Raw genomic sequence first — 25,434 nt, forward strand, 5'->3', positions numbered from 1 at the left:
GAGTCCCGGAGTGTTCCCATGACCCCCGCACCCCTGCTGTCCGTCGGATGGACGGACCATGTGACCGGCGCCCGCGGCCATCTGGTCGTCGACCGGCTGGTGCGCGGGGTGGCCAGCGGCGGGCTGCGGATGCGCGCGGGATGCACGGCCGAGGAGGTCGCCGGGCTCGCCAGGGGCATGACCATGAAGGAGGCCCTGCACTACGACCCGACCGGTCGGTACGTGCCGCTGGGCGGGGCCAAGGGCGGCATCGACTGCGATCCGCGCTCCCCGGAGGCGTACGGCGTGCTGGTCCGCTACCTGCGGGCGATGCGGCCGTACATCGAACGCTTCTGGACCACCGGCGAGGATCTCGGGCTGACGCAGGAGCTGATCGACCGGGCCGCCGCGGAGGCGGGGCTCGTCTCCTCGATCCAGGCCGTGTACCCCCTCTTGGAGGACGAGGCGGCGGCCCGGCGGCGGCTGGCCGACGCCTTCGAGGTCGAGGTGGACGGGATCGGGCTCGACGAGCTGGTGGGCGGCTGCGGGGTCGCCGAGTCGGTTCTCGTGGCACTCGACCGGGCCGGACGGCCGTACCCGGGCACGCGGGTCTCGGTCCAGGGGCTCGGAACGATGGGCGGGGCCACCGCCCGCTTCCTGGAGCGGGCCGGGCTCGTCGTGGTGGCGGTCGCGGACGTGAAGGGCACGATCGTCAACCCGGAGGGGCTCGACGTCGAGGCGCTCCTCGCCGCCCGCGACGGGCACGGGACCGTGGACCGCGCGGCGCTCCGGTCGGGGGACCGCGAGGAGGCGGGGGACGCCTGGATGTCCGTCGACGCGGAGGTCCTCGTCCCCGCGGCCGTCTCGTACGCGATCGACGCCGAGACGCAGGCGTCGATCCGGGCCCGGTGGATCGTCGAGGCGGCCAACATGCCGGTCCTCCCCGAGGCGGAGGAGCTGCTCGCGGCGCGCGGGGTCGTGGTGCTCCCCGACGTCGTCGTCAATTCGGGCACGAACGCCTGGTGGTGGTGGACGCTCTTCGGCGACATCGGGGCGGACGCGGACGAGGCGTTCGGGCACGTCAGGCGGGCGATGAGGGCTCTGGTCGGCCACATGCTCGACCGGGCGGAGGCGGACGGCGGCACGCCGCGCCGGGCGGCTCACGCGCTGGTGGAGGAGCGGCTGCCGGAGATCGCCGAGCGCTACGGCTGGTACTGACGGCGCGGGCCGCGGGGGCCACACACCCACCCCGCGAAGATGATCATGCCCGTGTCATGTGCTGTGTAGGCTGACCGACGTGGCGAGAGTGCGGCTGAGCGTGGCGGAACGGCAGGAGGAGCTTCTCCGGGCCGCCGTCGAGCAGATCGAGGTCCGGGGCGTGGCGGCCGTCAGGATCGCCGATGTGGCCTCCGCGCTCGGCGTCAGCAACGCACTCGTGCTCTACCACTTCTCGACCAAGGAGAAGCTCGTCGCCGCGGCCTTCGCCTACGCCGCCGAGGGCGACCTCGCCCATCTGCGCCGCCTCCTCGGGCGACGGACCAGCGCCCTGCGCCGGCTGCGGGCGGCGGTGCGCTGGTACGCCCCGACCGGGCAGGCCAAGGGCTGGCGGCTGTGGATCGAGGGCTGGGCGGCCTGTCTGCGGGAACCGGCGCTGCGCGAGGTCGCGGGCGCGCTCGACCAGCAGTGGAAGTCCGCCCTGACGCAGGTGATCGCCGAGGGCGCGGCGGCGGGCGAGTTTCCCTGCCCGGACCCGGCCGCCGCGGCCTGGCGGCTGACGGCGTTCCTCGACGGGCTCGCGGTGCAGATGACCTCGTACGCCGGCTCGCTCTCCCGTGCGGCCATGCTGGAGTGGGCCGACGCCGCGCTGGCCCGCGAGCTCGGCCTCACCTCCCTGGACGGCTCCGAGGCCACACCCGGGCGGCCGTAGCCGGGCGTCGCCCCGCCGGTGGGACCCGCGCCCCGGGGCAGGAGCCACCGACGCCCGCGGCGGCCCGTCGGTACCTCGCGGTGGTGCATCATCGAACGTGGGGAGACCATCGACGAGGAGCGGCGATGAGGCTGTCTTTCCTTGAGCCCCTCTACGCGGAGCCCGGCCCGTACGCCTCCGTGTATCTGGACACCTCCCGGGACGCCGAGCACCCCGAGCGGGCGATCGCGCTGCGCTGGCACCGCTTGCGCGAGAGCCTGTCCCGCCAGGGCGCGGACGGGCGGCTCCTCGACGTGCTGGAGCGGGCCGTCGGCGCCGACACGGAGGTGCCGGGAGCGCACGGGCAGGCGGTCTTCGCCGCCCACGGGACGCTCGTCCTCGACGGTGAGCTGCCCAGGCCGCCCGAGCGCGATTCGGCGCGCTACAGCACGCTGCCGGACGCGATGCCCCTGGTCGCCCAGCATGTTCCGGAGATCCCCTACCTGGCCGTGGTCGTGCACTACCGCGGCCTCCCGACGGCCGAGGCCCACGGCTGGGTGACGCTGGAGGCCGAGACCGGCACCTGGCCCACCTCGACCGTCACCCCGGGTGAGCGGCTGCACCGCAGGGTCCCCGTGGCGACCTGGCACCGCACCGCCCTCCGGCTCGGCCACCGGCTGGACGAACAGGCGCGCGGCGCCCATGCCGACGCCGTCGTCGTGGGCGGGGACGCGTGGGCGTGCAACGTCCTGATCCGCCGGATGCCCCGCGGGCTGCGGGAGAGGGTCGTACGCGTGGGCGGCAGGACCCCCACCGAGACCGGACGCGCCCTGCTGGAGCCGCAGCTCGACACCGTCCTCCGCGGCCACATGGCCGCGCACGACTGGGAGCTCGTGCAGATCTTCATCGGACGGCGGGCCGGTGGCGGGCCCGTCACGGAGGGGCTGGCCGCCACCGTCGCCGCGCTGCAACGCGGCCAGGTCGCCGCGCTGCTCCTGAACCGGACGCCCGGGCCCTCACCACGGCTCTGGGTGGGCCCCGACCCCACCCAACTCGCCCTGACGGAGGCCGAACTGTCCTCCTTCGGAGTGCGGGCTCCGCATGAGGAGCGCGCCGACGAGGCGCTCGTCCGTGCGCTCGTCGGCACCGGCGCCGAGCTGGTCGTCGTCCCCGAGAGCGAGCTGCCCCTGCACGAGGGCGTGGGCGCGCTCCTGCGGTACACGGACCCCGGCACCCCTACCTGACCGCCCCTCCCCGACCCGTCCCGAGACCTCCCCGACCCGCCGACTCCCCTCCGGCCCCCGTCCTGACGCCCTCCCGCCCCGTCCTGACGCCCCTCCCCGGCTCCCGCCCCGAGACCCTCCCCGCCCGGTCCTGCCCGCCCCTCCCGGACGGAGCGGCCGCGTGTCGAGCGACGGGCGCCGCCCGGCGTGGGGACCGGAGGCGGACCGTGAACGCCCCCGGCGCGCGGAGTTGTCGGTGCGGCTTGGTACAACTGCTCGCGTCAGCCGATCACACGCCGTCCGGTGCCGGGAGCGCTCATGACCATTTCGGGATATCTGCAGGAGTTCCACGGCCTGCCCGTGTTCCACTTCCCGGATCACGACACCGTCGTCGACCTGCCGGAAGCCGCCTCGGTGGCCTGGCGCGTCTCCGGCGCGACCTACTGCGAGGACGACGAGGAGCAGTGGGACCAGGTCTTCGCCCGCTTCCTCGAGAACGTCGACACCGAGCGGGTCCGCGCGCTGGTCGTCGGCGGCTGGGACGAGGCGTACGACACCTCGTCCGCGGCGATCGTCACCGCCCTGATCTCGGCCAGGGACCGGCTGCCCGCTCTCGAGGCGCTCTTCCTCGGCGACATGACCTTCGAGGACTGCGAGATCTCCTGGATCCAGCAGTCCGACGTGACGCCGCTGCTCGCCGCCTACCCCGCCCTGCGCGAGTTCGGGGTACGCGGCGGTTCGGAGCTCGCGTTCCCGGTGATCCGGCACTCCGGACTGCGCACCCTCGTGGTGGAGTCGGGCGGGCTCGGCGCCGAGGTGGTACGCGGCATCGCCGGGAGCGATCTGCCCGCGCTGGAGAAGCTGGACCTGTGGCTCGGCACCGACCAGTACGGCGGAGACTCCTCGGTCGCCGACCTGGAGCCGCTGCTCGCCGGTACCCACCTCCCCGCCCTGCGCCATCTCGGTCTGCGCAACAGCGACATGCAGGACGAGATCGCGGCCGCCGTGGCAAGCGCCCCGGTGGTCGCGCGGCTCGACCGCCTCGACCTGTCGATGGGCACGCTCACGGACGAGGGGGCCGAAGCGCTGCTGGCGGGACAGCCGTTGACGCATCTCTCCCACCTGGACCTCTTCCACCACTACCTGTCGGCGAAGACGGGCGAGCGGATCGTCGACGCCCTCACCCCGCACGGCGTGACCGTCGACGTCGCGGACGCGCAGGATCCGGAGGACCACGGAGACGGCGAGGTCCACCGGTACGTCGCGGTCGCGGAATGACGCGGTCCGCACCCCTCCCGCACCCCCGCCTCGTCGTCGTCGGCAATCCGGCCAACCGCCGGGTGGCGTTCTTCCGCGACGCGGTGCGGGCCGCCGGGCTGCCCGAGGTGCGGGTCGAACCCTGGCTCGACGTCCTGCGGGGCGGGGCACGGTTCCACCCCGGCGAGAGCGTCCGGCTCGAATCACCCGGCGAGGAGCCGGAGGTCGACCGGCTGCTGCGCGGGACGGACGACCCGACGCGGGTCGAGGGCACGGCCCGCTGGTACGCGTCGTTCACGGCGGCCACGGCCGAGCTGGCCCGGACCGTGCGCGGCGCCGGGGCGGCCCTCGTCGACGACCCCACCGAGCTGGCGGTGCTGTTCGACAAGCGGCTCGCCCATGCCCGGCTGCGCGAGGCCGGCGTCCCGGTACCCGACGCGCCGACGTCGGGGGCCGACGGCGCGGCCGTGCGCGACTGGGCGGACGTCCGCGCCCTGATGACGGCGTGCGGGCTGCGCCGGGTCTTCGTGAAGCTCGCCCACGGCTCGTCCGCCTCGGGGGTGCTGGCCGTGGAGACGAACGGCGCCGGCCGGGTGCAGGCCACCACCTCCGTGGAACGCGCATCGGACGGGAGGCTCTTCAACTCCCTGCGGGTGCGCCGCTACACGACGGAGCGCGAGGTCGCCGCGGTCGTGGACGCGCTCGCCCCGGACGGACTGCATGTGGAGCGCTGGCTGCCGAAGGCGGCGCTGGGGGGACGGGTGGCCGACCTGCGCGTGGTGGTGATCGCCGGCCGGGCCACCCATGCCGTCGTCCGGACCAGTCGCTGCCCCATGACCAACCTCCATCTGGGCGGCACCCGGGGCGACATGGGCGCCGTGCGTGCTGCGGTGGCCGGCGCGGGCGGTCGGTGGGCGGACGTGCTCGACGTGTGCGAGCGGGCCGCGGCGGCCTTCCCCGGGACGCAGTGCGTCGGCGTCGATCTGCTTCCGGCCGTCGGCTGGCGGCGCTTCGCCGTCGGCGAGGTCAACGCCTTCGGCGACCTCCTCCCCGGCCTCACCGGCCTCCCGGGCAGCGGCGCGGAGGGCCAGGACACCTACGCCGCCCAGGTCTCCGCACTCCTGCGCCGAAACCCCTCTCACACCACCGCCACCATCAGCACTTTGAGCACTACCAGCACCTTGAGCACCTTGAGCACCTTGAGCACCACAGGAACGAGTACCGCGTGAACCGGCCCCCCTCACCCGACATGAACGCGATCGTGGGCAGCCACGATCTCCTCCTGGTCACGCTCGACACGCTCCGGTACGACGTCGCGGCCGAACTCGCCGCCGCCGGCCGCATCCCGAACCTGGCCCGCCATCTCCCCGACGGCCGCTGGGAGCGCCGACACGCCCCCGGCAGCTTCACCTACGCCTCCCACCAGGCGATCTTCGCGGGCTTCCTGCCGACCCCGGACACCCAGGGCCCGCACCCCCGCCTCTTCGCCGCGCGGTTCGCGGGCAGCGAGAGCACCGCCGACGGCACCTTCGTCCACGACACCCCCGATCTGGTCTCCGGTCTGGCGAAGGAGGGCTACCGCACCGCCTGCGTCGGCGGTGTCGGCTTCTTCAACGGCCAGGGTCCGCTCGGCTCCGTGCTGCCCGGCCTCTTCGACGAGAGCCACTGGGAGCCCGGCTTCGGCGTGACCTCCCCCACCTCCTTCGCATCCCAGGTGACCCGGGCCGAGGAGATCGTCGCCGCGCTCCCGCGCGAGCGGCGCCTCTTCCTCTTCGTCAACGTCTCCGCCCTGCACCAGCCCAACTGGTTCCATCTGCCCGGCGCGACGCGGGAGTCCGGTGACACCCGTGCCTCCCACGCGGCGGCGCTGGAGTACGTCGACCGGCACATCGGCCGGCTCTTCGCCGCCATGAGCAGCCGCAGGAGCTGCTTCGCGATCGTCTGCTCCGACCACGGCACCGCCTACGGGGAGGACGGCTTCACCGGTCACCGCCTCGGCCACGAGGTCGTGTGGACCGTCCCGTACGCCCACTTCCTCCTGCCCGGCCCGGAGCGGGAGACGATCGCGTGACCGGGGGCCCGCGTCCGTACGAGAGCTACGTCTACGCCTACCCGCACAAGACCGCGTACCGGAGGCTCCCCGACCCCGCGCCCTCGCTCGCCGCTCTGTGGGCGGACGAGCCGAAGGACGCCCTCTCCCTCTACGCGCACATTCCCTTCTGCGAGGTCCGCTGCGGCTTCTGCAACCTCTTCACCCGGATCGGCGCCCCGGACGACCTGACCGGCCGCTACCTCGACGCGCTCGACCGGCAGGCGACGGCGGTACGGGAGGCGCTGGGCGACGCCGGACCCGTCCGCTTCGCCACGGCCGCGTTCGGCGGCGGCACCCCCACGTTCCTCACCGCCGGCGAGCTGGAGCGGCTCTGCGACATCGCGGAGAAGCGCATGGGCGCGGACCTGCGGAGCGTCCCGCTCTCCGTGGAGACCTCGCCCTCGACGGCGACGGCGGACCGGCTGGCGGTCCTGGCCGATCGGGGCGCCACCCGTCTGAGCATCGGGGTGCAGAGCTTCGTCGAGGCGGAGGCCCGCGCCGCCGTGCGCCCCCAGCGCCGCGCCGACGTCGAGGCCGCGCTCGGCCGCATCCGGGACACCGGCGTGCCCGTCCTCAACATCGACCTGATCTACGGCATCGACGGCCAGACCGAGGAGTCCTGGACCCGCTCCCTCGACGCCGCGCTCGCCTGGGCGCCCGAGGAGCTCTACCTCTATCCCCTCTACGTCCGCCCGCTCACCGGCCTCGGCCGGCTCTCGCCCGGCGCCGACCTGGAGTGGGACGAGCAGCGGCTGCGGCTGTACCGCCACGGCCGGGACCATCTGCTGGCCCGGGGCTACGCGCAGGAGTCGATGCGGATGTTCCGGCGCGCCGACGCCCCGCCGCAGGGCGCCGACGACTACGCCTGCCAGACCGACGGCATGATCGGCCTGGGCTGCGGGGCGCGTTCGTACACCTCCTCGCTGCACTACTCCTTCGACTACGCCGTGGACATGCGAGAGGTCCGCTCGATCATCGACGCCTACACCGGGACCGGGGACTTCACCCGCCCGGAGGTGGGCCGGTGGGTCGACGCGGACGAGGCGCGGCGCCGCCATCTGCTCCAGTCCCTCCTGCAGGCCCGGGGCATGTCCACGGCCTCGTACGAGGAGCGTTTCGGCGCTTCGCCGTTCGCGGACTTCCCGGCCGAACTGGGCCGGTTCGAGGCGCTCGGCTGGCTGGATCCCACGGCGCCGGACGGGCTGCTGCGGCTCTCGCCCGAGGGGCTGGCCCACTCGGACGCGCTCGGTCCGGCGCTGTTCTCCCCGGCCGTCCGGGCGGCGATGGCCGCCTACGAGCCGAAGTGAACAGGGGGACGGCATGGACCTGACGATCCTCTACCGGGGCCCGCTCGCCTCGTGCGACTACGACTGCCCCTACTGCCCCTTCGCCAAGCGCCGCGACAGCCGGGAGCAGCTGCGCGCCGACCGCGCCGCGCTGGAGCGCTTCTCCGCCTGGGCGGCCGCGCGGAGCGGCGACCGGCTGAGGATCCTCTTCACCCCGTGGGGCGAGGGCCTGGTCCGCTCCTGGTACCGGCGCGCGCTCACCGAGCTGTCGCACCTGCCGCACATCGAGCGGGTGGCGATCCAGACGAACCTGAGCTGCCGCACGGACTGGGTGGCGGGGGCCGACCCCGAGACCCTCGCGCTCTGGTGCACGTACCACCCGGGACAGACGCCGTACGACCGCTTCCTCGCGAAGTGCCACGAACTGGCCCGCCGGGGAACGCGTTTCAGCGTCGGGATCGTCGGCCTGCCCGAGCACCTGGAGCACGCCCGACGGCTGCGGGACGCGCTCCCGTCCGAGGTCTACCTCTGGGTGAACGCCGCCGAGGGCCGTACGTACACCGACGAGGAGGCCGGGGACTGGACCGTCCTCGACCCCCTCTTCCCGTACAGCCGCCGTCCGCACCCCTCGGCCGGTCTCCCCTGCCGGACCGGCGAGTCGGTGATCTCGGTGGACGGTGACGGGACGGTGCGCCGCTGCCACTTCGTGAAGGCCGAGCTCGGCAACCTCTACGACGGTTCGTACCGCGCGGCCCTGCGGCCCCGCGCCTGCCCCCTCGCCGTCTGCGACTGCCACATCGGCTACGTCCATCTGGAGACGCTGCCGCTGTACGACGTGTTCGCCGGCGGCGTCCTGGAACGGATCCCCGCCCCGCTCAGAGAGGCATGAGGTCCGGGCGCTTGGCCTCCACGTAGTCCCCCGAGCTCTCGCCCCGCAGCCGCCTGCCGATCCACGGCACGAGGTACTCCCTGGCCCAGTTGATGTCGTCCCGGCGCACCTCCAGCGTGCCGCGCGGCGGCAGCGGCGGCCACGGCTGGTCCGGGTCGGCGGGCACGTCGAGGCCGAGGACCTGGGCGGCGCGCAGCGCGACCCGGGTGTGCCCCTCGGGCGAGAGGTGCAGCCGGTCGTCGTCCCAAGCCCGCCTGTCCTGAACCGACTTGAGCGACCACAGGTCCAGGACCGGGCAGCCGTAGCGGTCGGCGACGGCCCGGACATGGGCCGTGTAGGTGGCGATCTTGCCCCGCAGATGGCGCAGCACGGGCACGTCGCGGGTGTCGAAGCCGGTGGTCACCATGACGGTGCCGACGGCCGACGTCAGATCGGCGACGGCGCGCTCGAAGCGCTCGGCGACGTCGTCCGGGTCGGTGCCCGGACGGATGATGTCGTTGCCCCCCGCGCAGAAGCTCACCAGGTCGGGGGCGAGCTCCTTCGCCCTGGGGACCTGCTCCTCCACGATCTGGTCGAGGAGGCGGCCGCGCACGGCCAGGTTGGCGTAGCGGAACGCGTCGTGCTCCGGCAGCTGGTCGGCGAGCAGGACCGCGAAACGGTCCGCCCAGCCGACGTACGTCCCCTCGGGTCCGGGGTCTCCGACGCCCTCGGTGAAGCTGTCGCCGATCGCCGCGTACGACCCGAATGCGTTCATGTCTCTTGATCTCGAATCGTCTCCCACGGGACCTCATCTTTCCCTTATGGGTGTGACCTACGCGACCGTAAGGAGGGGTTGACGCCGGGTGAGATACGCCACCGGTCAAGATTCCGCCAAGCCGGAATACACCGGAACGCGAAAGGGCCCGGCACAGGTGCCGGGCCCGATCGGGTGCTGGGGGTACGTCAGAGGGTGACGCCGTGCGAGCGCAGGTAGGCCAGCGGGTCGATGTCCGAGCCGTAGCTCGGTCCGGTGCGGATCTCGAAGTGCAGGTGCGGACCGGTGGAGTTGCCGGTCGAGCCGGAGAGGCCGATCTCCTGGCCGCCGGTGACGGTCTGGCCGGCGGAGACGCCCAGGGAGGAGAGGTGGGCGTACTGCGAGAAGGTGCCGTCGGCGTGCTGGATGACGACCTCGTTGCCGTACGAGCCGCTGTTGCCGGCGGAGTAGACGGTGCCCGCGCCGACGGCCTTGACCGAGGTGCCGGAGGAAGCGATGAAGTCGACACCGGTGTGGTAGCCGGAGGACCACATGGCGCCGGAGGCGCGGTACGGGGTGGAGATGCCGCCGCTGACCGGGGCGACCCAGCCGGAGGACGCGGCCTTGGCGGGGGCGGACTCCGCCGGGGTGGACGCCGGGGCCTGGGTGGGCTCGGCCGTGCCGCGGTCGGCGCTGCGCGAGGCGCGCTCGCCCGAGGACTTCTCCGCCTTCGGGGCGGCCTTGGGCGCGGGGGCCTTGGCCGTCGACTTGGCGCCGAGGGTGAGCTTCATGCCGGGCAGGATCAGCGAGGGGTTCCCGCCGACGACCTGACGGTTGTCCTCGTAGAGCTTCTTCCAGCCGCCCGCCAGGTGGTGCTCGGCGGCGATCTTCGACAGGTAGTCGCCACGCACGACGGAGTACGTCTTCGGCTTGGCGGCCTTGTCGGCGGCCGGCGCCTTCGCGGGAGCGGCGGCGACGGCGGCGACGGCCTGCTCGGGCGTCACGGTCGGGGCGCCCTTGTCGGCGGCGTGGGCCCCGGTCGCTCCGAGGAGCGGAAGGGCGACGACGGCGCCACCGGTGCCGGCGGCGACGAATCCGCGCGTGATCGGGTTGACCTTGGGACGGCGATGCTTACCCTTTGCGGGCATGGCGAATTCCTCTCCGTCGCCTGCGAGGTGAGCTGTCGGGTTCGGACTGGAGATGTCCGGCCGCGTTCTCACGCGACTTAACCCCGAGCCGTCCGGATTCGACCGGTTCGGCGTACTTACCTGGGTCCCCCGCTCCTGCCGTACGTGGATGGGTGCGGAATCCGGGCGGTGGCAGGATTCGGCGGTCCGACCGGATTGAGCGTGACCGTAGACGAGCGGGGTCGGCGCGAACAAGCCACCGTTTTTCTCCCGCATTCGGGGCCGGGACATTCGCGCCGAATTCCGGTCACCCTCCGTGGAGGGTGGAACCTCGATTCCCTTTTCCGGTACGGAGATTGCCCGGAACGATCAGGCACGGTCCGTCACCTTTATGACGCTGCTCACGCACCGAAACCCATCTCCCCTATTACCAGGGCGCGTTATACCTAAGGCCCCAATTCGGACAGAATACCCATTCCCATGCCCCGGGGGTGTGCGCGGCCGCACCCACCCGGGATGATTGCCCCAGGAACAGATCCCGATCAGCCAACCTTCAGGAGCACTCGTGACGCAGCAGCTGCCCCAGGTCCCGTCGACCGAACCCGAGCTCGCCGGGGTGCGCAACTTCCGGGACGTGGGCGGCCTGCCGACCGTGAGCGGCGGGTCGGTGCGATTCGGACGCCTCTTCCGCAGCGGACACCTCGCGCATGCCACCGAGGAGGACGCGACCTTCCTCTCCACCCTCGGGCTGCACACGATCTTCGACTTCCGCAACCAGGCGGACCGGAAGGTCGAGGGCGCGGACGTCGAGCTCCCGGGTGTGCGAAATGTGAACATACCGCTCAACGACCCGGCCGACGGCAAGGAGTTCTGGAAGCTGGTCAGCACAGGCGAGCTGGAGCAGCTCCGCGCCATCCTGGGCGACGGCAAGGCGGCCGCCCGAATGTCCGATTCGTACCGGAAGATGATTGTCGAGCGGACCGCGGAGCACAGCCGCATCCTGCATGCGATGGCCGAGGACAGCGTTCCGGCGCTGATGCACTGCGCGGCCGGCAAGGACCGCGCGGGCCTCTCGATCGCCATCTCGCTGCTCGCGGTGGGCGTCGAGCGCGAGGCGATCGAGGCCGACTACGTGAAGTCGAACGACCCGCACCGTCGCTACAAGGTGCGCCGCAGCTCCACCGCCGCGGACGCCATGTCGCCCGAGGTGATGGAGCTGCTCAGCCCGCTCTTCGACGCACGCGTCGAGTACCTGCGGGCCGCGTTCGAGACGATCGAGCAGACCTGGGGCACGGTCGAGAGCTACCTCACGGACGGCCTCGGACTCGCCCCCGAGACCCGGGCGCGCCTGCGCGAGCGGCTCGTCGTCGAGGCGTGACCCCGCCCCCTACTGGTTCTGCCCGCCGAGCGTGAAGAGCAGATAGAGGAACGCGGCGAAGAGGTGCCCCGCCACGAGATAGGCGAAGAGCCGGAGCACCAGCCCCTTGGGGAACTTCCCCTCGCCGCGTTCTTCACCGGTGACAGGTGCGGACTTCTCGGACATATCTGCCTCTTTCGAAGGGCTCAGCTCGGATGCGGCGTTCCGCCGCCGAGACACAGCTCGGCGGCGGGGCTCTGCATCAGCGTGTGGACGAAGAGCAGCTCGGCACCGCCGCGGCCGGAGGCGCCGATGCGGTGCGGGGTGAGCGAGTCGAAGTGCGCGCTGTCTCCGGGGTCCAGGACGTGCACGGTGTCGCCGAGCGCGAGGCGCACCTGCCCGTCGAGGACATGGAGCCACTCCTCTCCGGGATGGACGCGCACGATGTCGGTCCGGGTGGCGTACGGCACATGGACCCGGAGCGCCTGCATGGCACGGCCGGGCCCGCCGGCCTGGCGGTAGATCCAGCCGTCGGCCTCGACCGGCTCGGACCGGCCCGCCCGGACGACCGGATCACGCTCGGGCGGAGTCTCGCCCAGGAGCTCGGCGACCGTCGTACCGTAGATACGGGCCAGAGCGAGCAGCATGGGCAGCGAGGGCTGTCGGCGGCCCGTCTCCAGCCGGGAGAGATGGGCCGGGGAGAGTGCGGCCCGCTGGGCGGCGGCCTCCAGGGTCAGCCCGCGGCGCCGACGGAGGGCTCGCAGCTGGGGCGCGACGTCCGGCAGGACGTCGGGCGCGCCCGACGCGGCAGAGTCGGGGGACGGCTCCCCCGGAATGTGCTCCATGCCTCCATTCCGCCAGGAACTTTCCCCTGAGGCAAATTTCTTGCCCCAGAGGCAAAAGTCCGGAGCGGCTCACCGTCAGCGCTGTGCCACCGCCTGCTTGACCAGCGTCTTCCCGAAGTCCCACATCAGGCCGCCACCCCCGTGGGCGTCGTCCATCACGGCCGTGAACGCGGTGACGAAGCGGTCGACGTCCGCCTCGTCGATGACCAGCGGCGGGATCAGTTTGATCACCTCCAGGTGGTCCCCCGACACCTGCGTGAGGATCCGGTGCCGCTGGAGCAGCGGGACGACGACCATCTGGGCGAAGAGCCCCTTGCGTGCCGCCTGCAGCATCGTCCACCGGCTGCGCAGCCCGAGCGAGGACGGCCGCCCGAACTCGATCCCGATCATCAGCCCCCGCCCCCGGATCTCCTTCAACAGCTCGTAGCGCGGGACGAGCTCCCTCAGGCGCGAGGACAGCAGCTCGCCCATCCGGCGCGCGTGGGCCACCGTCCCCTCGCTCTCCATGACCGAGAGCACGGCGAGCCCGGCGGCCATGGCCTGCGCGTTCGAACCGAAGCTGGCCGAGTGGACGAGCACACGGTCCATCGAGGAGTAGACCTTCTTGAAGATCCAGTCCTTGCCCAGTGTCGCGCCGACCGGCACATAGCCGCCGGAGAGCGCCTTGGCGACGCAGACCAGGTCCGGTTCGACACCTTCCTCGTGCTGGTACGCGTAGAAGTCCCCGGTCCTGCCGAGGCCCGTCTGGACCTCGTCGGCGATCAGCAGCGCGCCGCGTGCGTGCAGCAGCTCCTGGGCGGCGCGCAGGAAGCCGGGGGGCGCCTCGTGCACCCCCTTCCCCTGGATCGGCTCGACCACGAAGGCGGCCACGTCCCCCTTGCGCAGCTCCCGCTCCAGCGCCTCCAGGTCCCCGAGCTCGATCGCCGTGTCGGGCAGCAGCGGGGCGAAGCCGTTCCGGAAGCCCTCCTCGCCGTTGACCGAGAGGGAACCGGTGGTCAGGCCGTGGAAGGCGTGGGAGCAGTAGAGGACCCTGGGCTTCCCGGTCGCGTACCGGGCGAACTTCAACGCGGTCTCGACCGCTTCCGTGCCGCTGTTGCCGAAGAAGACCCGGTCGAGGTGCGGACTGTGGGCGAGCAGCCTCTCGGCGAGCAGTCCGGGCAGGGGCTGGCAGTCGAAGCGGGTGAGGTCGGCGAGGGAGGCGTCCAAGACGTCGTGGAGGGCCCGGCGGACGACGGGGTGGTGCCGGCCGAGACCCATGACGCCGAAGCCGGCGAGCATGTCGAGGTGGTCGCCGCCGTCGGCGTCCCAGAAGTGGGCGCCCTCGGCCCGCACGTAGACCTTGTCGAAGCCGATGGTGTGCAGCATCCGCGGGAGCTGGTGGTTGAGGTACCGGGTGTGCAGCTCGTAGCGCTCCGCGCCGCGTTCGGCGAGCAGCGCCATGAGGTCGAACTCCTTGGTCATCGCCCCTTCTTCCGGGTCAGTGCCGCGCTGATGTCACCGGCGATCTCCACCGGGGTGAGACCGAGGTCCGCCAGCACCTCGCCACGCTTGGCGTGCGCGAGGAACTGCTCCGGGATCCCGTAGGTGCGCAGGGGCACGTCGACACCCGCGTCGCGCAGGGCCTGGCCGACCGCCGCGCCCACACCGCCCGTACGGCTGCTGTCCTCGACGACCGCGACCAGGCGGTGCCGCTCGGCCAGCGGGGCGAGGGCCTCGTCGACGGGCTTGACCCAGCGCGGGTCGACGACGGAGCACCGGACACCGCGCCCGGCCAGCAGCTCGGCGGCCTGGAGGCACACCTCCGCCATCACGCCGACGGCGACCAGCAGGACCTCCGCGTCCGGCCGGGCGGCGGAATCCGGCAGGGCGGGCTCCGGTCGCGGGGCGAGGAGGACGTCCATGCCGCCGATCCGCCCGACGGCCGGCACCGGAGCGCCCACGGTCTCCTTCGGGAACCGCAGGACGGTCGGGGCGTCGTCGACCTCGACGGCCTCGCGCAGCTGGGCGCGCAGCTGCTCGGCGTCACGCGGTGCGGCGATCCGCAGCCCCGGCACGACCTGCAGCAGCGACAGGTCCCACATGCCGTTGTGGGAGGCGCCGTCGGTGCCCGTGACGCCTGCCCGGTCCAGGACGAAGGTGACTCCGCACCGGTGCAGGGCGACGTCCATGAGCAGCTGGTCGAAGGCGCGGTTGAGGAAGGTCGCGTAGACCGCGACGACCGGGTGGAGGCCGCCCGCGGCGAGGCCCGCGGCCGAGACGACGGCGTGCTGCTCGGCGATGCCGACGTCCCACACCCGGTCGGGGAACCGCTCCGCGAACGCCGTCAGGCCCACGGGGTGCAGCATGGCGGCGGTGACCGCGACCACGTCCGGCCGCTCGGCCCCGATCTCGACGATCGCGTCACCGAAGACGGAGGTCCAGGACGGGCCCGCGGGCGGGATGAGGGGCTCGCAGGTGAGCGGGTTCATGGCGCCGACGGCGTGGAAGCGGTCGGCCTCGTCCCGCAGCGCCGGGCCGTAGCCGCGTCCCTTCTCGGTGAGGCAGTGGACGAGCACCGGCCCGTGGAACCGCTGGGCGCGGCGCAGCGCGGACTCCACGGCTCCGATGTCGTGGCCGTCGACGGGGCCGACGTACTTCAGACCGAGGTCCTCGAACATGCCCTGCGGCGCGAAGGTGTCCTTGAACCCCTTCTTGGCGCCGTGCAGCGAGCCGTACAGCGGCTGCCCGATGACGGGGGTGTGCTGGAGGACGTCCTTGCCCCAGGCGAGGAAGCGCTCGTAGTCGTCGGTGGTCCGCAGGGCCGCCAGATGGTGGGCGAGGCCGCCGATCGTGGGCGCGTAGGAGCGCTCGTTGTCGTTGACGACGATGATCAGGGGTCGGTCCTTGGCGGCGGCGATGTTGTTGAGCGCCTCCCAGGCCATCCCGCCGGTGAGGGCGCCGTCGCCGATGACGGCGACGACGTGGTCGGGCCGGCCGACGAGCGCGTCGGCCTTGGCCAGGCCGTCGGCCCAGCCGAGGACGGTCGAGGCGTGCGAGTTCTCGATGACGTCGTGGACCGACTCCTCCCGCGAGGGGTAGCCGGAGAGCCCGCCCTTGCCGCGCAGCTTGGAGAAGTCCTGGCGGCCGGTGATCAGTTTGTGGACGTAGGTCTGGTGGCCGGTGTCCCACAGGATGCGGTCGGCCGGCGAGTCGAAGACCCGGTGGAGGGCGAGCGTGAGCTCCACGACGCCGAGGTTGGGGCCGAGGTGGCCGCCGGTCCTGGCCACGGCGTCGATCAGGAAACGTCTGATCTCCTCGGCCAGCTCTTCGAGCTCGGCCTCGCCGAGCGGCCGGAGGTCCCGCGGCCCCCGGATGTTCTCCAGAATCGTCATGCTCGGCCCCCTTCGACCTGTCGACCCGGCGTCCTGCGAGCGCCCGGGGAGTCCTGGAGCGGGCTCCCCGGGCGCCTGTTCTCACCCTCGGTTGCCGGAGACGGTCTCGCGGGCAGCCCGCAGGGACTCCTTGAGCGAGCCCATGGTGGCGAGGACGGCGGTCGGCTCGTAGCCGCAGTGCGCCATGCAGTTGGCGCAGCGCGGGTCCTTGCCCCGGCCGTACTTGTCCCAGTCGGTCTCCTCGATCAGCTCCCGGTACGTGGGGACGTAGCCGTCGCTCATCAGGTAGCAGGGGCGCTGCCATCCGAAGAGGGAGTAGTTGGGGATCGCCCACGCGGTGCAGGGGAAGTCGGCCTTGCCCTCCAGGAAGTCCAGGAAGAGCGGCGAGTGGTTCAGCCGCCAGCGGCTGCGGTTGCCGCCGGCGAAGGCCTTCCTGAACAGCTCCCGGGTCTGCTCGACGCCGAGGAAGTGCTCCTGGTCGGGGGCCTTCTCGTAGGCGTAGGCGGGCGAGATCATCATCTCGTCGACCTGGAGGTCGTCGTTGAGGTAGTTCAGCACCTCGATGACGGTCTGCGGGGTGTCGGTGTTGAAGAAGGTCGAGTTGGTGGTGACCCGGAAGCCGCGCCGCTTGGCCTCCTTGATCGCCGCCACGGCCTCGTCGAAGACACCTTCCTTGGCGACGGACTCGTCGTGCCGCTCGCGCAGCCCGTCGATGTGCACGGCGAAGGCGAAGTACGGCGAGGGGGTGAAGTTCTCCAGCTTCTTGCGCATCAGCATCGCGTTGGTGCACAGGAAGACGTACTTCTTCTTCTGCACCAACTGGCGCACGATCTCGTCGATCTGAGGGTGCATCAAGGGCTCGCCGCCCGCGATGGACACCATCGGCGCCCCGGACTCCAGGACCGCGCCGACGGCCTGGGCGACCGGCATCCGCTGCTTGAGCACACCGGCCGGGTGCTGGATCTTTCCGCAGCCCTCGCACTTGAGGTTGCAGGCGAACAGCGGCTCCAGCTCGACGATGAGAGGGAACTTGTCCCGCTTGCGGAGCTTCTGTTCGAAGAGATAGGTCCCGACCCGGATGGACTGACGGAGCGGCATGGCCATAACTCGCTCACCTCCTGGGGAGCAGCAAAGAACGGTGCCATTCGAAGAATGCGGGAAGGACGGCACGAAGAACACGGAAAGCCGATATTCCACCGCGTACCGTGCCGATCCGGACCAGTTCATGTTCTGGAGCGTCCACGACCACCCGTACGGCCGCAACCGGGCGGGGTCCGGCGGCCAGCGCGGCACCGAGCGTGGCGGCGGACTCCATGTCCACCGCGATGGCTCCGGTGGCCCTCAGCTCGGCCCGCTCGTGGCCGCGGACGATGTGACCGGAGCCGGTCAGCGGGCCGGTGTGGACGGTGCTGCCGGGCAGGGCCCGGGTCAGGGCCTTGACCAGCAGTTCCGTACCGGTGCAGGGGGTGGTGGCGGCGGCCCCTCGGGTCTCGTCGGCCACGATCAGGTCCCCGGGGTGCATCCCGGGGGCGAGTCCGGCGCAGAAGCCCGAGGCGATGACGACGGCGTCCCGCCAGGGCTCCCGGCCGAGCGCCCGGGAGACCGCGCGCCGGGCACGGTCGGGTCCCATGCCCGTGCGCACCACCGTGAAGGGGCCGGGCGCGCCGTCCCGGTCACCGCTGCGCAGGGCGAGCTGCTCGATGCCGAGCGCGCACGCGATCAGCAGCGGCGGCGAGCCGCCGGACGGCCCCGGCTGCTCGGCCATCACCCCTCCCGGGACAGGGAGGGTTCGCCGTTCACATAGCGCCCGAGCGCCGTGAGCGGGAACACCTGCCGGTAGAGGTGGTAGTTGATGGAGAAGTCCCAGGGGAAACCGGTGCCGGTGAAGTACGGCTCGTCCCAGGACCCGTCCGTGCGCTGGGTCCCGGCGAGCCAGGCGATGCCGCGCTCGACCGCCTTCGACTCGCGGCCGCCGGCGGCGAGCAGGGCGAGCAACGCCCAGGCGGTCTGCGAGGCGGTCGAGGCGCCCTGTACGACCCGGGGCTGTTCCTTGTACGAGCGCAGGTCCTCGCCCCAGCCGCCGTCCTCGTTCTGCACGGACTCCAGCCAGGCGACGGCGCGGCGGATCGCCGGGTGGGAGCGGGGCAGTCCGGCCGCGGTGAGCGCGGGGACGACCGAGCCCGTCCCGTACACGTAGTTGACCCCCCAGCGGCCGAACCAGGCTCCGTTGGGCTCCTGTTCGGCGAGCAGCCACTCGACTCCCCTGCGCGTACGCGGGTGCTGGGCCCAGCCCTCGTGGGCCAGCATCTCCACGACATGGGCGGTGACGTCGGCCGACGGCGGATCGATGACCTCGCCGAAGTCGCAGAACGGCAGCCGGTTGGGGAAGGGGCTGGTGTTGTCCGCGTCGAAGGCCGCCCAGGCTCCGTTCTTCGACTGCATCCCGACGGTCCAGCGGGCGCCGCGGGCGATCGCCGCCTCGACCCCCGCGGGGTCGGGGTGCTTCACCCGGCGCAGGGCGAGGATGACCTCGGCGGTGTCGTCGATGTCGGGGTAGTTGTCGTTGTGGAACTCGAAGGCCCATCCGCCCGGCGGCAGCCCGGGCCTTCGCACGGCCCAGTCGCCCGGCTTGACGATCTCCTCCCCCAGCATCCAGTCGGCGGCCTTCACCAGCGCCGGATGGTCGGCCGGCAGCCCCGCGTCGGCGAGGGCGATGGTGGCCAGGCACGTGTCCCAGACGGGCGACTGACAGGCTTCGATCATGCGCGCGCCGTCCTCGCGCCAGACGGCGAAGCGGTCGAGGGACTCCAGCCCGGCCCGCATGACGGGGTGCTCCAGGTCGTAGCCGAGGAGGTGCAGGGCGATGACCGAGTACACGGCCGGGGGCTGGATGCCGCCCCAGCAGCCGTCGTTCTCCTGGCGTTCGACGATCCAGCGGGCGGCGACGTTCATGGCCACCTTGCGCAGTCGGCGCGGGGCCACCTTGTGGTAGACGTGCAGCGCCTTGTCGATCCGCTGGAAGACGCCGTCCCAACTGGCCATGGGCGCGGACGGCTTCGCCGGACCGGGCCGGGCCGGATCGGCGTGCAGCTCGTCCAGCGGGAAGGGCGCGGGCCGTACGGGCCGCTTCGCCGAGACGACGGTGAGCGGCACGATGGTCTGCCGGGCCCAGCAGCCGAAGTCGTAGATGTTGAGGGGGAACCACTTCGGCAGGAAGATCAGCTCGGGTGGCAGCTCGGGCAGGTCGTCCCACTTCCACCAGCCGAAGAGGGCGAGCCAGATCCGGGTGAAGACGCGGGCGGCGGCGATCCCGCCCTGATCCCGGATCCAGGCGGAGGCGCGGGCCATGTGCGGGTCCTCGGGCAGGTCCCCGGCGAGGCGCAGCGCCACGTACGCCTCGATGGTGGCGGAGAGTTCACCCGGCCCGCCGTAGAAGGTCGCCCAGGTGCCGTCCTCGCGCTGCTCGCCCCGGATGAACAGGGCGGCCGCGCTCGTGGTCCCGGCGTCCCGGATGCCGAGGAACTGGCGCAGCAGGAGGTCTTCGGCGTCCATGGTGACGTTGGTCTCCAGGTCGCCCTTCCACCAGCCCGCGGCGTCCTGGCGGCCGAGCAGATGCTCGACGGATCGTTCCGCCGCCCGTTTGGCGGCCTCCTCGAGGCCGATCGCGAGCGCGGTGTCGGTGGTGTCGCTGGCCGCGGCTGCCCTGGGGCCCATGGCCCCGGCGCTTCCGTCGGTCGTCGCTGTCATGGCTTCCCCTTCGTGCAGTCGAATACTTCTGCTTTCTCGGGTCTGCCGTCGGCCGATGCCCGGTGGCACCGGCCGGCGACTGCGCACTCATATCAGGGTGATGGTGATCATCTCTTCCGTACGACCACGAAGTCGGCGAGCGCGGTGAGCTGCGCCCTGACGCGCTCGGGCATGTCGACCTCGTGGAGGGCCTGGATGGCGATGGTGTGCTGGCGGCGGGCCTCCTCGGAGGTCCACTTGCGGCCACCGGCCTCCTCGATCAGCGCCGCGCGGGTGGCGAACTCCTCCTCCGAGAACGAGTCGAAGTCGGTGCTCTTGGCATCGGCGGCGAGCAGCTCGCCGAGCCGCTCGGAGGCCGGTCCGCCGGCCGCGAGGGCGGCGACGACGGGCAGGGACTTCTTGCGCTGGCGCAGGTCGCTCCAGGTCTGCTTGCCGGTCGCCTCGGGGTCGCCCCAGATGCCGAGCAGGTCGTCGACGGCCTGGAAGGCGAGGCCGAGGTGGTAGCCGTACTCCTCCAGCTTGTCCGCCGTGCGGTCGTCGGCCCCGCCGAGGACCGCGCCGATGGAGACGGCGCAGGCGAGCAGGGCGCCGGTCTTGTTGCCCTCCATCTCCAGGCACTCCTCGACGGTGACCCGGTCGCGGTGCTCGTAGGAGATGTCCTGGGCCTGCCCGTCGATGAGCTTGCGGCTGGCGGTGGTCAGCCGGCGGGTGGCGCGGCCGGCCTCGACGGTCCCGAGTTCGAGCAGCAGCTCGTTGGCGAGGGCGAAGAGGGCGTCGCCGACGAGGATCGCCTGCGCGGGGCCGTGCACCTTCCAGACGGTGTCGCGGTGCCGCCGCTGCTCGTCGCCGTCCATCAGGTCGTCGTGCAGCAGCGAGAAGTTGTGGACGAGCTCCACGGCGACGGCGCCGGGGACGCCGACCTCGGGAGCGACGCCGGCCGCCTCGGCGGACAGCAGGGCGAGCGCGGGGCGGACGGCCTTGCCGCTGTCCCCCTCGGTGGGGTTGCCCTGCGCGTCGATCCAGCCGAAGTGGTAGGCGGCCACGGTGTCCATGGGCGGTGCGAGCCGGTCGACGGCCGCCCGCAGGACGGGGGTGGCCAGGGTCCGCCCACGCTCCAGCAGAGCGGTCACGTCCGCGGTGTCGACGGCCGGATTCACCGGGGGCACAGTCGGCACGGTCTCTCCTCTTGTTCCAGTACTCACACTCATACCGCCTCCTGCAGCGGATGTTCATGGCGGCGGCCGAGGGCGGAGAGCGCGGCGCCCGCGGCGCTGAAGCCGCTGCGAACGGCGCCCTCCATGGTCGCGGGCCAGCCGGTGGCGGTCCACGCGCCGGCCAGGTAGAGGCCGGGGGCGTGGGTGCGGGCGGCCGGACGGAGCCGGCCGACGCCCGGGGTGGGGGCGAACGTCGCCGTCCGCTCCCGGGTGACGAAGAAGTCCCTGACCCCGGCGGTGCGGGCGGCGGGCAGCAGTCGCTCCAGCTCGGGGAGGTAGCGCTCCCGGAGCACCGAGACCGGCTCGTCGATCTCGCTCTGCGCGGCGGACTGGGAGACCGCCAGGTACTGTCCCCCGCCCTTCAGGCCGGACGAGTCGGTGCGGTCGAAGACCCACTGCACGGGAGAGCCGAGCGCGGTGAAGAACGGCTGCCTGAGCACCTTGCGGTCGTAGACGACGTGCACGTTGAGGATGGGTGCCGTGCCGATGTCGAGGAGCCGGTCGGGGTCGTCGAGGGCGCCCTCGGGCAGCAGCTCGCGGGTCTCGCGCTGCGGCACGGCGATCACGACGGTGTCCGCCTCGATGGACTCCCCCGGCACCTCGACGCTCCACCGGCCGTCGTCGCCGCGGGTGATCCGTTCGGCCTTGGTCCGCAGTTCGGTGCGTACGCCGAGGGAGTCGAGGGCCTTGCGGGCCAGGGTGTCGTGGAGCTCGCCGAGGGGCACGTGGGCCCAGCCGATGTCGGCGGCGCCCGGCTCGGAGAGCAGGCCGGTCTTGAAGACCATCGCGGCCAGGCCCATGGAGGCGTCGGGTGCCGTGGCGTTGAGGGTGGCGACGCCGACCAGGTCCCACAGGGCCTCGACGGCGCGCCGGGACTGGCCGTGGCGGCCGAGCCAGGTGGCGAAGTCGATGCCGTCGAGGGCCGGGTCCGCGGGGTCGAGGCCCTTCAGCGCGAGCGCGGCGCGTCCGACGCTCGCCCGCTCGGCGAGGGAGAGGTGCGGATAGGTCGCCAGGCTCGCGGCGAGGTGCAGCGGTACGGGCAGGGCGGTGCGGCGCAGCCGGCCGAGGCGGGGGCCACGGGGGTGGGCGACGTCGAGGACGGGCACGTCCAGTCGGTCCTGCAGGGGCGCGAGGTGGGCGCCCTCGACGCGGTCGAGGAACCAGCGGTAGGCCGTGCAGCAGCGCAGATAGACGTGCTGACCGTTGTCGACGGTGAGGTCGCCGCGGCGGAAGGAGAAGGCGAGGCCGCCCAGTCGCGGCCGGCCTTCGAGCAGCGTCACGCGCAGCCCGGCGTCGGCGAGCTGGAGGGCGGCGGTGATCCCGGCGAGGCCGCCGCCGACCACGACCGCGCGCGGTGCCCGTGGCACGGACTGGTCGCTGGTCATGCCTTCCCCCTTCCGGCCGTCGCCCTCAGGGACGCCGTCTCGCGGCGGCGGGTTGACCGGTGCCCCGGCTCGGCCCGCATCACGCGCGCCTCCTGATGGTCCGTCGGGAGATGTGGCGGGTGTCCAGGCCGGAGAGGCCGCGCACCGCGACGTACGCCTTCTCTCGGCCGGGCAGCGAGACGCGGCCGCGCAGCACCGCCTCGGGGTCGCGCTCGATCCGGTCGAGGAGGCGACGGTAGATCCCGGCCATGGCGGCGACGCAGGCGCCGCTGCGCCGGTCGAGCATGGGCAGGAGCCGGTAGCCCTCGGCGAACAGGGCGCGGGCGCGCCGGACCTCGAAGTGCACCAGGCCGGTGAAGTCGGCCCCTTCGGCCGGGGTCTCCTCGGCGAAGCCGTCACCGCAGCCGAACTTGGCCAGGTCGTCGGCGGGCAGGTACGTGCGGCCGTTCCCGGCGTCCTCGCGGACGTCGCGGAGGATGTTGGTGAGTTGCAGGGCGAGCCCGAGCGTGTCGGCGTACTCGGAGGCGCGTTCCACTCCGTACGCGCCCGGTTGCGTGCCGAAGACGCCGAGGGAGAGCCGCCCGATGGCACCGGCGACGCACCGGCAGTAGACCTTGAGGTCGTCCCAGGTCTCGTAGGTCTCGCCGCGCACGTCCATCAGGACGCCGTCGATGAGCTCGTCGAGGCCGCCCAGCGGGATGGGGAAGCGGCGGGAGGCGTCGGCGAGGGCCACGGCGACGGGGTCGGTGTCGTCCTCGTCGACCTCGTCCTTGCGGATCCGCTCCAGCAGCGCGCGGGTGGACTCGAGCCGGTCCCGCTTCGTCTCGGGGGCGAGTGTGCCGTCGCCGATGTCGTCGACGCGTCGCGAGAACGCGTAGAGCGCCGACATGGCCTGCCGCTTCTCCGTCGGCAGCAGGCGGATGCCGTAGGCGAAGTTCCGGGCCTGCCGGCCGGTGACGGCCTCGCAGTAGCTGTACGCGGCCTGTACCGGCGCCGACGTCTCCGTCTGTTCTTCCACGGTCCGGCTCACCCCTCTCTCCGCGCTCTGAGCAGGATCGATCCCGCTTCACGCATCAGACTCGGCTTCGTGGGCTTGGGCGGCTCCGGCAGTACGTCGTAACCGCCTCCGGCGGCGGCGATCGCGTCGAGCGCGGCGAGTCCGCCGGCCGTGAAGCCGGCGAGCAGCAGGCGCAGCCTGCCGTGGACGCTGGCCACCAGCGGAATGCCGTCGTTCAGCAGCTCGCGGGCGCGCTGCGCCTCGAAGGCGATCAGCGCGCGGACCGACGCGCCGGCGGTGGGCCTGGCGAGGTCCGCCTCGGTGACGTGGAAGGTCTTCATGTCCTCGGCGGGCAGGTAGATCCGGTCGCGTCCCAGGTCCTCGGCGACGTCCTGGAGGTGCTCGACGATCTGCAGCGCGGTGCAGATGGCGTCGGAGCGACGGATCCGCTCGGGGGTGGCGGTGCCGGTGATCCCGAGGACGAGCCGGCCGACGGGGTTGGCCGAGAGCTCGCAGTACGCGAGGAGGTCGTCGTACGTCTCGTAGCGGCGCACCAGCTGGTCCTGGCGGTTGGCCTGGATCAGGCCCAGGAAGGGCTCCGGGGTGAGGCCGCGGCGGAGCACGGTCGGCTGGAGGGCCAGCAGCAGGGGGTGGCGCGGGACCGAGTCGAAGACCCGCAGCAGATCGGCCTCGAAGGCGTCCAGCATCGCCGGCGGGTCCCCGGCCCGCTCGGGGGAGACGCCGAGGTGGCGGGCGTCGGCTCCGCCGGGCGCGAGGTCGCCGTCGCCGATGTCGTCGACGAGTCGGGCGTAGCCGTAGACGGCCATGAGGTCGTCGCGCCAGGCGCGCGGCAGGAAGAAGGGGGCCACGGGGAAGTTCTCGTCCGCGGCCTTGTCGAGTGTGGTGCGTGAGGAGGCGTCGTGGCGCACCTGCCGGGTTCCCGTCACTGGGGGCTGCCCGACGCGGGGACGGCGACACCCTCGTGGAGCTGGAGATTCTGCGTCATGGCCGTCACATCTCCTGTTCTACACTGCCGATCCAATCCATCCTATTTCGGACACGCCACCGGGCCTCCCGAGAGGGGTCGCCGCCCGACGGCCGGGACACCTAGGGGGTATCGCCCCACTTGCCACGAATCAGCACCGGTACAGCTTACGTTGTACAACGCCCACCGCCTCGTCGGGGTGCGCGCCGCTTTGCGAAAACATCACCGGGTGCGCCAACCCTCCAGCGGGACGCGGCAGTTCACTGATCGGTGACGGTCACTCCGCGCGGGTGCCCGAGACGACCATGGCGAGGGTGGACTCCACGACGTCCGCGCGGCGCCGCTCCGGGAGGTTGCCCAGCGGGCCGTCGAGCAGCAGGAGTGACAGTCCGTGCACGGCCGACCACGCGGCGGCCTCGGCGGCGGGTCGTGCCTGTTTCGGGACGCGGCCGACCCCGGTGAGGGCCCGCAGGGCGTCCGTGAGCAGCGTGAACGCCCGGATCTCGGGCTCGGGCTCCGGTGTCCGGCCGGCGGGCAGCCACTCCTCGCCGCAGGGCGGCCGAGGGGTGCAGAACGCGGCGCGGTAGAGGCCGGGCTGGTCGAGCGCGAAGCTCACATAGCCCCGGCCCAGTGCGGCGAGACGCAGCTCCGCCGCGACGGTGGCGTCGTCGGCGCCGGGGGCCCGGGCGGCCGCGCGCTCCATGGACTCCGCGAGCGCGCGCTGGGCGTGGGTCTTGACGGCCCTGAGGAGCTCGCCTCGGCCCTCGAAGTGCCGGTAGGCGGCGGTGGGCGACACGCCCACCCGGCGCGCCGCCTCCCGCAGGACGACGCGGTCGGGTCCGCCTTCGGTGGCCAGGTCGACGGCGGCGCAGATCAGCGCGTTGCGCAGGTCGCCGTGGTGGTAGGACTTTCCCCCCGAGATCGCTGCCATGGCGCTCATCCTGCCCGATGTTGACCGCATGAACATTCCAGGCGGGGGGGGCACGACCCGCCGCGCACCACGCGAAGGCCCCCGCCGTTGCGGCAGGGGCCCCGCGACGC

The 25,434-nt window shown here is 72.6% G+C and carries 23 protein-coding genes and 1 riboswitch; of the genes, 9 read left to right on the plus strand and 14 right to left on the minus strand.

The window, feature by feature from the left end; genetic code table 11:
- The first annotated feature begins 18 nt into the window (after positions 1 to 18).
- The 8 genes from AB0D99_RS01650 (at position 19) to AB0D99_RS01685 (ending at position 8,632) form a co-directional block, all read left to right on the plus strand.
- Positions 19 to 1,197 (plus strand): Glu/Leu/Phe/Val dehydrogenase dimerization domain-containing protein, encoded by a 1,179-nt coding sequence (locus AB0D99_RS01650; protein ID WP_362355655.1) that lies wholly within the window; start codon positions 19 to 21, stop codon positions 1,195 to 1,197.
- 79 nt (positions 1,198 to 1,276) lie between these two features.
- On the plus strand, positions 1,277 to 1,906 hold the full coding sequence (locus AB0D99_RS01655; RefSeq protein WP_362355657.1) for a TetR/AcrR family transcriptional regulator: 630 nt from the start codon (positions 1,277 to 1,279) through the stop codon (positions 1,904 to 1,906).
- Between the two features lie 125 nt (positions 1,907 to 2,031).
- A complete protein-coding gene (locus AB0D99_RS01660) occupies positions 2,032 to 3,129 on the plus strand; it encodes a hypothetical protein (RefSeq protein WP_362355659.1) in 1,098 nt (365 codons plus the stop codon).
- Positions 3,130 to 3,426: 297 nt separating this feature from the next.
- Positions 3,427 to 4,386 carry an STM4015 family protein gene (locus AB0D99_RS01665; RefSeq protein WP_362355661.1) on the plus strand — a complete coding sequence of 320 codons (960 nt, stop codon included), beginning with the start codon at positions 3,427 to 3,429 and terminating at the stop codon, positions 4,384 to 4,386.
- Positions 4,383 to 5,594, plus strand: a complete 1,212-nt coding sequence (locus AB0D99_RS01670) for an STM4014 family protein (protein ID WP_362355663.1) — start codon at positions 4,383 to 4,385, stop codon at positions 5,592 to 5,594. The genes AB0D99_RS01665 and AB0D99_RS01670 overlap by 4 nt, the downstream gene beginning before the upstream one ends.
- 20 nt (positions 5,595 to 5,614) lie before the next feature.
- Positions 5,615 to 6,436 (plus strand): STM4013/SEN3800 family hydrolase, encoded by an 822-nt coding sequence (locus tag AB0D99_RS01675; protein WP_362356035.1) that lies wholly within the window; start codon positions 5,615 to 5,617, stop codon positions 6,434 to 6,436.
- Entirely contained in the window at positions 6,433 to 7,764 is a 1,332-nt protein-coding gene (locus AB0D99_RS01680) for an STM4012 family radical SAM protein (protein ID WP_362355665.1), read from the plus strand. The genes AB0D99_RS01675 and AB0D99_RS01680 overlap by 4 nt, the downstream gene beginning before the upstream one ends.
- A gap of 13 nt (positions 7,765 to 7,777) precedes the next feature.
- Positions 7,778 to 8,632, plus strand: a complete 855-nt coding sequence (locus AB0D99_RS01685; RefSeq protein WP_362355667.1) for an STM4011 family radical SAM protein — start codon at positions 7,778 to 7,780, stop codon at positions 8,630 to 8,632.
- On the opposite strand, the gene AB0D99_RS01690 is transcribed toward AB0D99_RS01685, so the two are convergent.
- On the minus strand, positions 8,619 to 9,386 hold the full coding sequence (locus AB0D99_RS01690; RefSeq protein WP_362355669.1) for an SGNH/GDSL hydrolase family protein: 768 nt from the start codon (positions 9,384 to 9,386) through the stop codon (positions 8,619 to 8,621). The genes AB0D99_RS01685 and AB0D99_RS01690 overlap by 14 nt on opposite strands.
- Before the next feature lie 188 nt (positions 9,387 to 9,574).
- Positions 9,575 to 10,513, minus strand: coding sequence for a LysM peptidoglycan-binding domain-containing M23 family metallopeptidase (locus tag AB0D99_RS01695; RefSeq protein WP_362355671.1), 939 nt, complete (start codon positions 10,511 to 10,513; stop codon positions 9,575 to 9,577).
- Between the two features lie 4 nt (positions 10,514 to 10,517).
- Positions 10,518 to 10,707: riboswitch (cyclic di-AMP (ydaO/yuaA leader) on the minus strand.
- Between the two features lie 350 nt (positions 10,708 to 11,057).
- Here AB0D99_RS01695 and AB0D99_RS01700 point away from each other — a divergent pair.
- Entirely contained in the window at positions 11,058 to 11,870 is an 813-nt protein-coding gene (locus AB0D99_RS01700; protein WP_362355673.1) for a tyrosine-protein phosphatase, read from the plus strand.
- A 9-nt stretch (positions 11,871 to 11,879) separates the two neighbouring features.
- Here AB0D99_RS01700 and AB0D99_RS01705 read toward each other — a convergent pair whose 3' ends face one another.
- The 12 genes from AB0D99_RS01705 to AB0D99_RS01760 form a co-directional block, all read right to left on the minus strand.
- Positions 11,880 to 12,035 carry a DUF6126 family protein gene (locus AB0D99_RS01705; RefSeq protein ID WP_362355675.1) on the minus strand — a complete coding sequence of 52 codons (156 nt, stop codon included), beginning with the start codon at positions 12,033 to 12,035 and terminating at the stop codon, positions 11,880 to 11,882.
- A gap of 20 nt (positions 12,036 to 12,055) precedes the next feature.
- On the minus strand, positions 12,056 to 12,694 hold the full coding sequence (locus AB0D99_RS01710) for an XRE family transcriptional regulator (RefSeq protein ID WP_362355677.1): 639 nt from the start codon (positions 12,692 to 12,694) through the stop codon (positions 12,056 to 12,058).
- A 75-nt stretch (positions 12,695 to 12,769) separates the two neighbouring features.
- The gene (locus AB0D99_RS01715) at positions 12,770 to 14,155 is read right to left on the minus strand and encodes an aspartate aminotransferase family protein (protein ID WP_362355679.1); all 1,386 of its coding nucleotides are present in this window, start codon (positions 14,153 to 14,155) and stop codon (positions 12,770 to 12,772) included.
- Positions 14,152 to 16,065: a 1-deoxy-D-xylulose-5-phosphate synthase gene (dxs, locus tag AB0D99_RS01720; RefSeq protein WP_362355681.1), complete on the minus strand. Its 1,914-nt coding sequence runs from the start codon at positions 16,063 to 16,065 to the stop codon at positions 14,152 to 14,154. Before dxs ends, AB0D99_RS01715 begins: the two co-directional genes overlap by 4 nt.
- Before the next feature lie 81 nt (positions 16,066 to 16,146).
- Positions 16,147 to 17,169, minus strand: a complete 1,023-nt coding sequence (gene hpnH, locus AB0D99_RS01725; protein ID WP_362355683.1) for an adenosyl-hopene transferase HpnH — start codon at positions 17,167 to 17,169, stop codon at positions 16,147 to 16,149.
- A 7-nt stretch (positions 17,170 to 17,176) separates the two neighbouring features.
- Positions 17,177 to 17,830, minus strand: a complete 654-nt coding sequence (locus AB0D99_RS01730; protein ID WP_362355685.1) for a 1-hydroxy-2-methyl-2-butenyl 4-diphosphate reductase — start codon at positions 17,828 to 17,830, stop codon at positions 17,177 to 17,179.
- Positions 17,830 to 19,812 carry a squalene--hopene cyclase gene (gene shc, locus AB0D99_RS01735; protein ID WP_362355687.1) on the minus strand — a complete coding sequence of 661 codons (1,983 nt, stop codon included), beginning with the start codon at positions 19,810 to 19,812 and terminating at the stop codon, positions 17,830 to 17,832. The genes AB0D99_RS01730 and shc overlap by 1 nt, the downstream gene beginning before the upstream one ends.
- Before the next feature lie 107 nt (positions 19,813 to 19,919).
- The gene (locus AB0D99_RS01740; RefSeq protein WP_362355689.1) at positions 19,920 to 21,020 is read right to left on the minus strand and encodes a polyprenyl synthetase family protein; all 1,101 of its coding nucleotides are present in this window, start codon (positions 21,018 to 21,020) and stop codon (positions 19,920 to 19,922) included.
- Positions 21,017 to 22,411, minus strand: a complete 1,395-nt coding sequence (hpnE, locus tag AB0D99_RS01745; protein ID WP_362355691.1) for a hydroxysqualene dehydroxylase HpnE — start codon at positions 22,409 to 22,411, stop codon at positions 21,017 to 21,019. Before hpnE ends, AB0D99_RS01740 begins: the two co-directional genes overlap by 4 nt.
- 79 nt (positions 22,412 to 22,490) lie before the next feature.
- Entirely contained in the window at positions 22,491 to 23,441 is a 951-nt protein-coding gene (gene hpnD, locus AB0D99_RS01750; RefSeq protein WP_362355693.1) for a presqualene diphosphate synthase HpnD, read from the minus strand.
- Complete coding sequence (hpnC, locus tag AB0D99_RS01755) at positions 23,438 to 24,355, minus strand: squalene synthase HpnC (protein WP_362355696.1); 918 nt, start codon at positions 24,353 to 24,355, stop codon at positions 23,438 to 23,440. Before hpnC ends, hpnD begins: the two co-directional genes overlap by 4 nt.
- Positions 24,356 to 24,670: 315 nt before the next feature.
- Positions 24,671 to 25,324, minus strand: coding sequence for a TetR/AcrR family transcriptional regulator (locus AB0D99_RS01760; protein WP_362355698.1), 654 nt, complete (start codon positions 25,322 to 25,324; stop codon positions 24,671 to 24,673).
- Between the last annotated feature and the right edge of the window lie 110 nt (positions 25,325 to 25,434).

Source organism: Streptomyces sp. NPDC047971 (genome assembly GCF_040653355.1).
GTDB lineage: Bacteria > Actinomycetota > Actinomycetes > Streptomycetales > Streptomycetaceae > Streptomyces.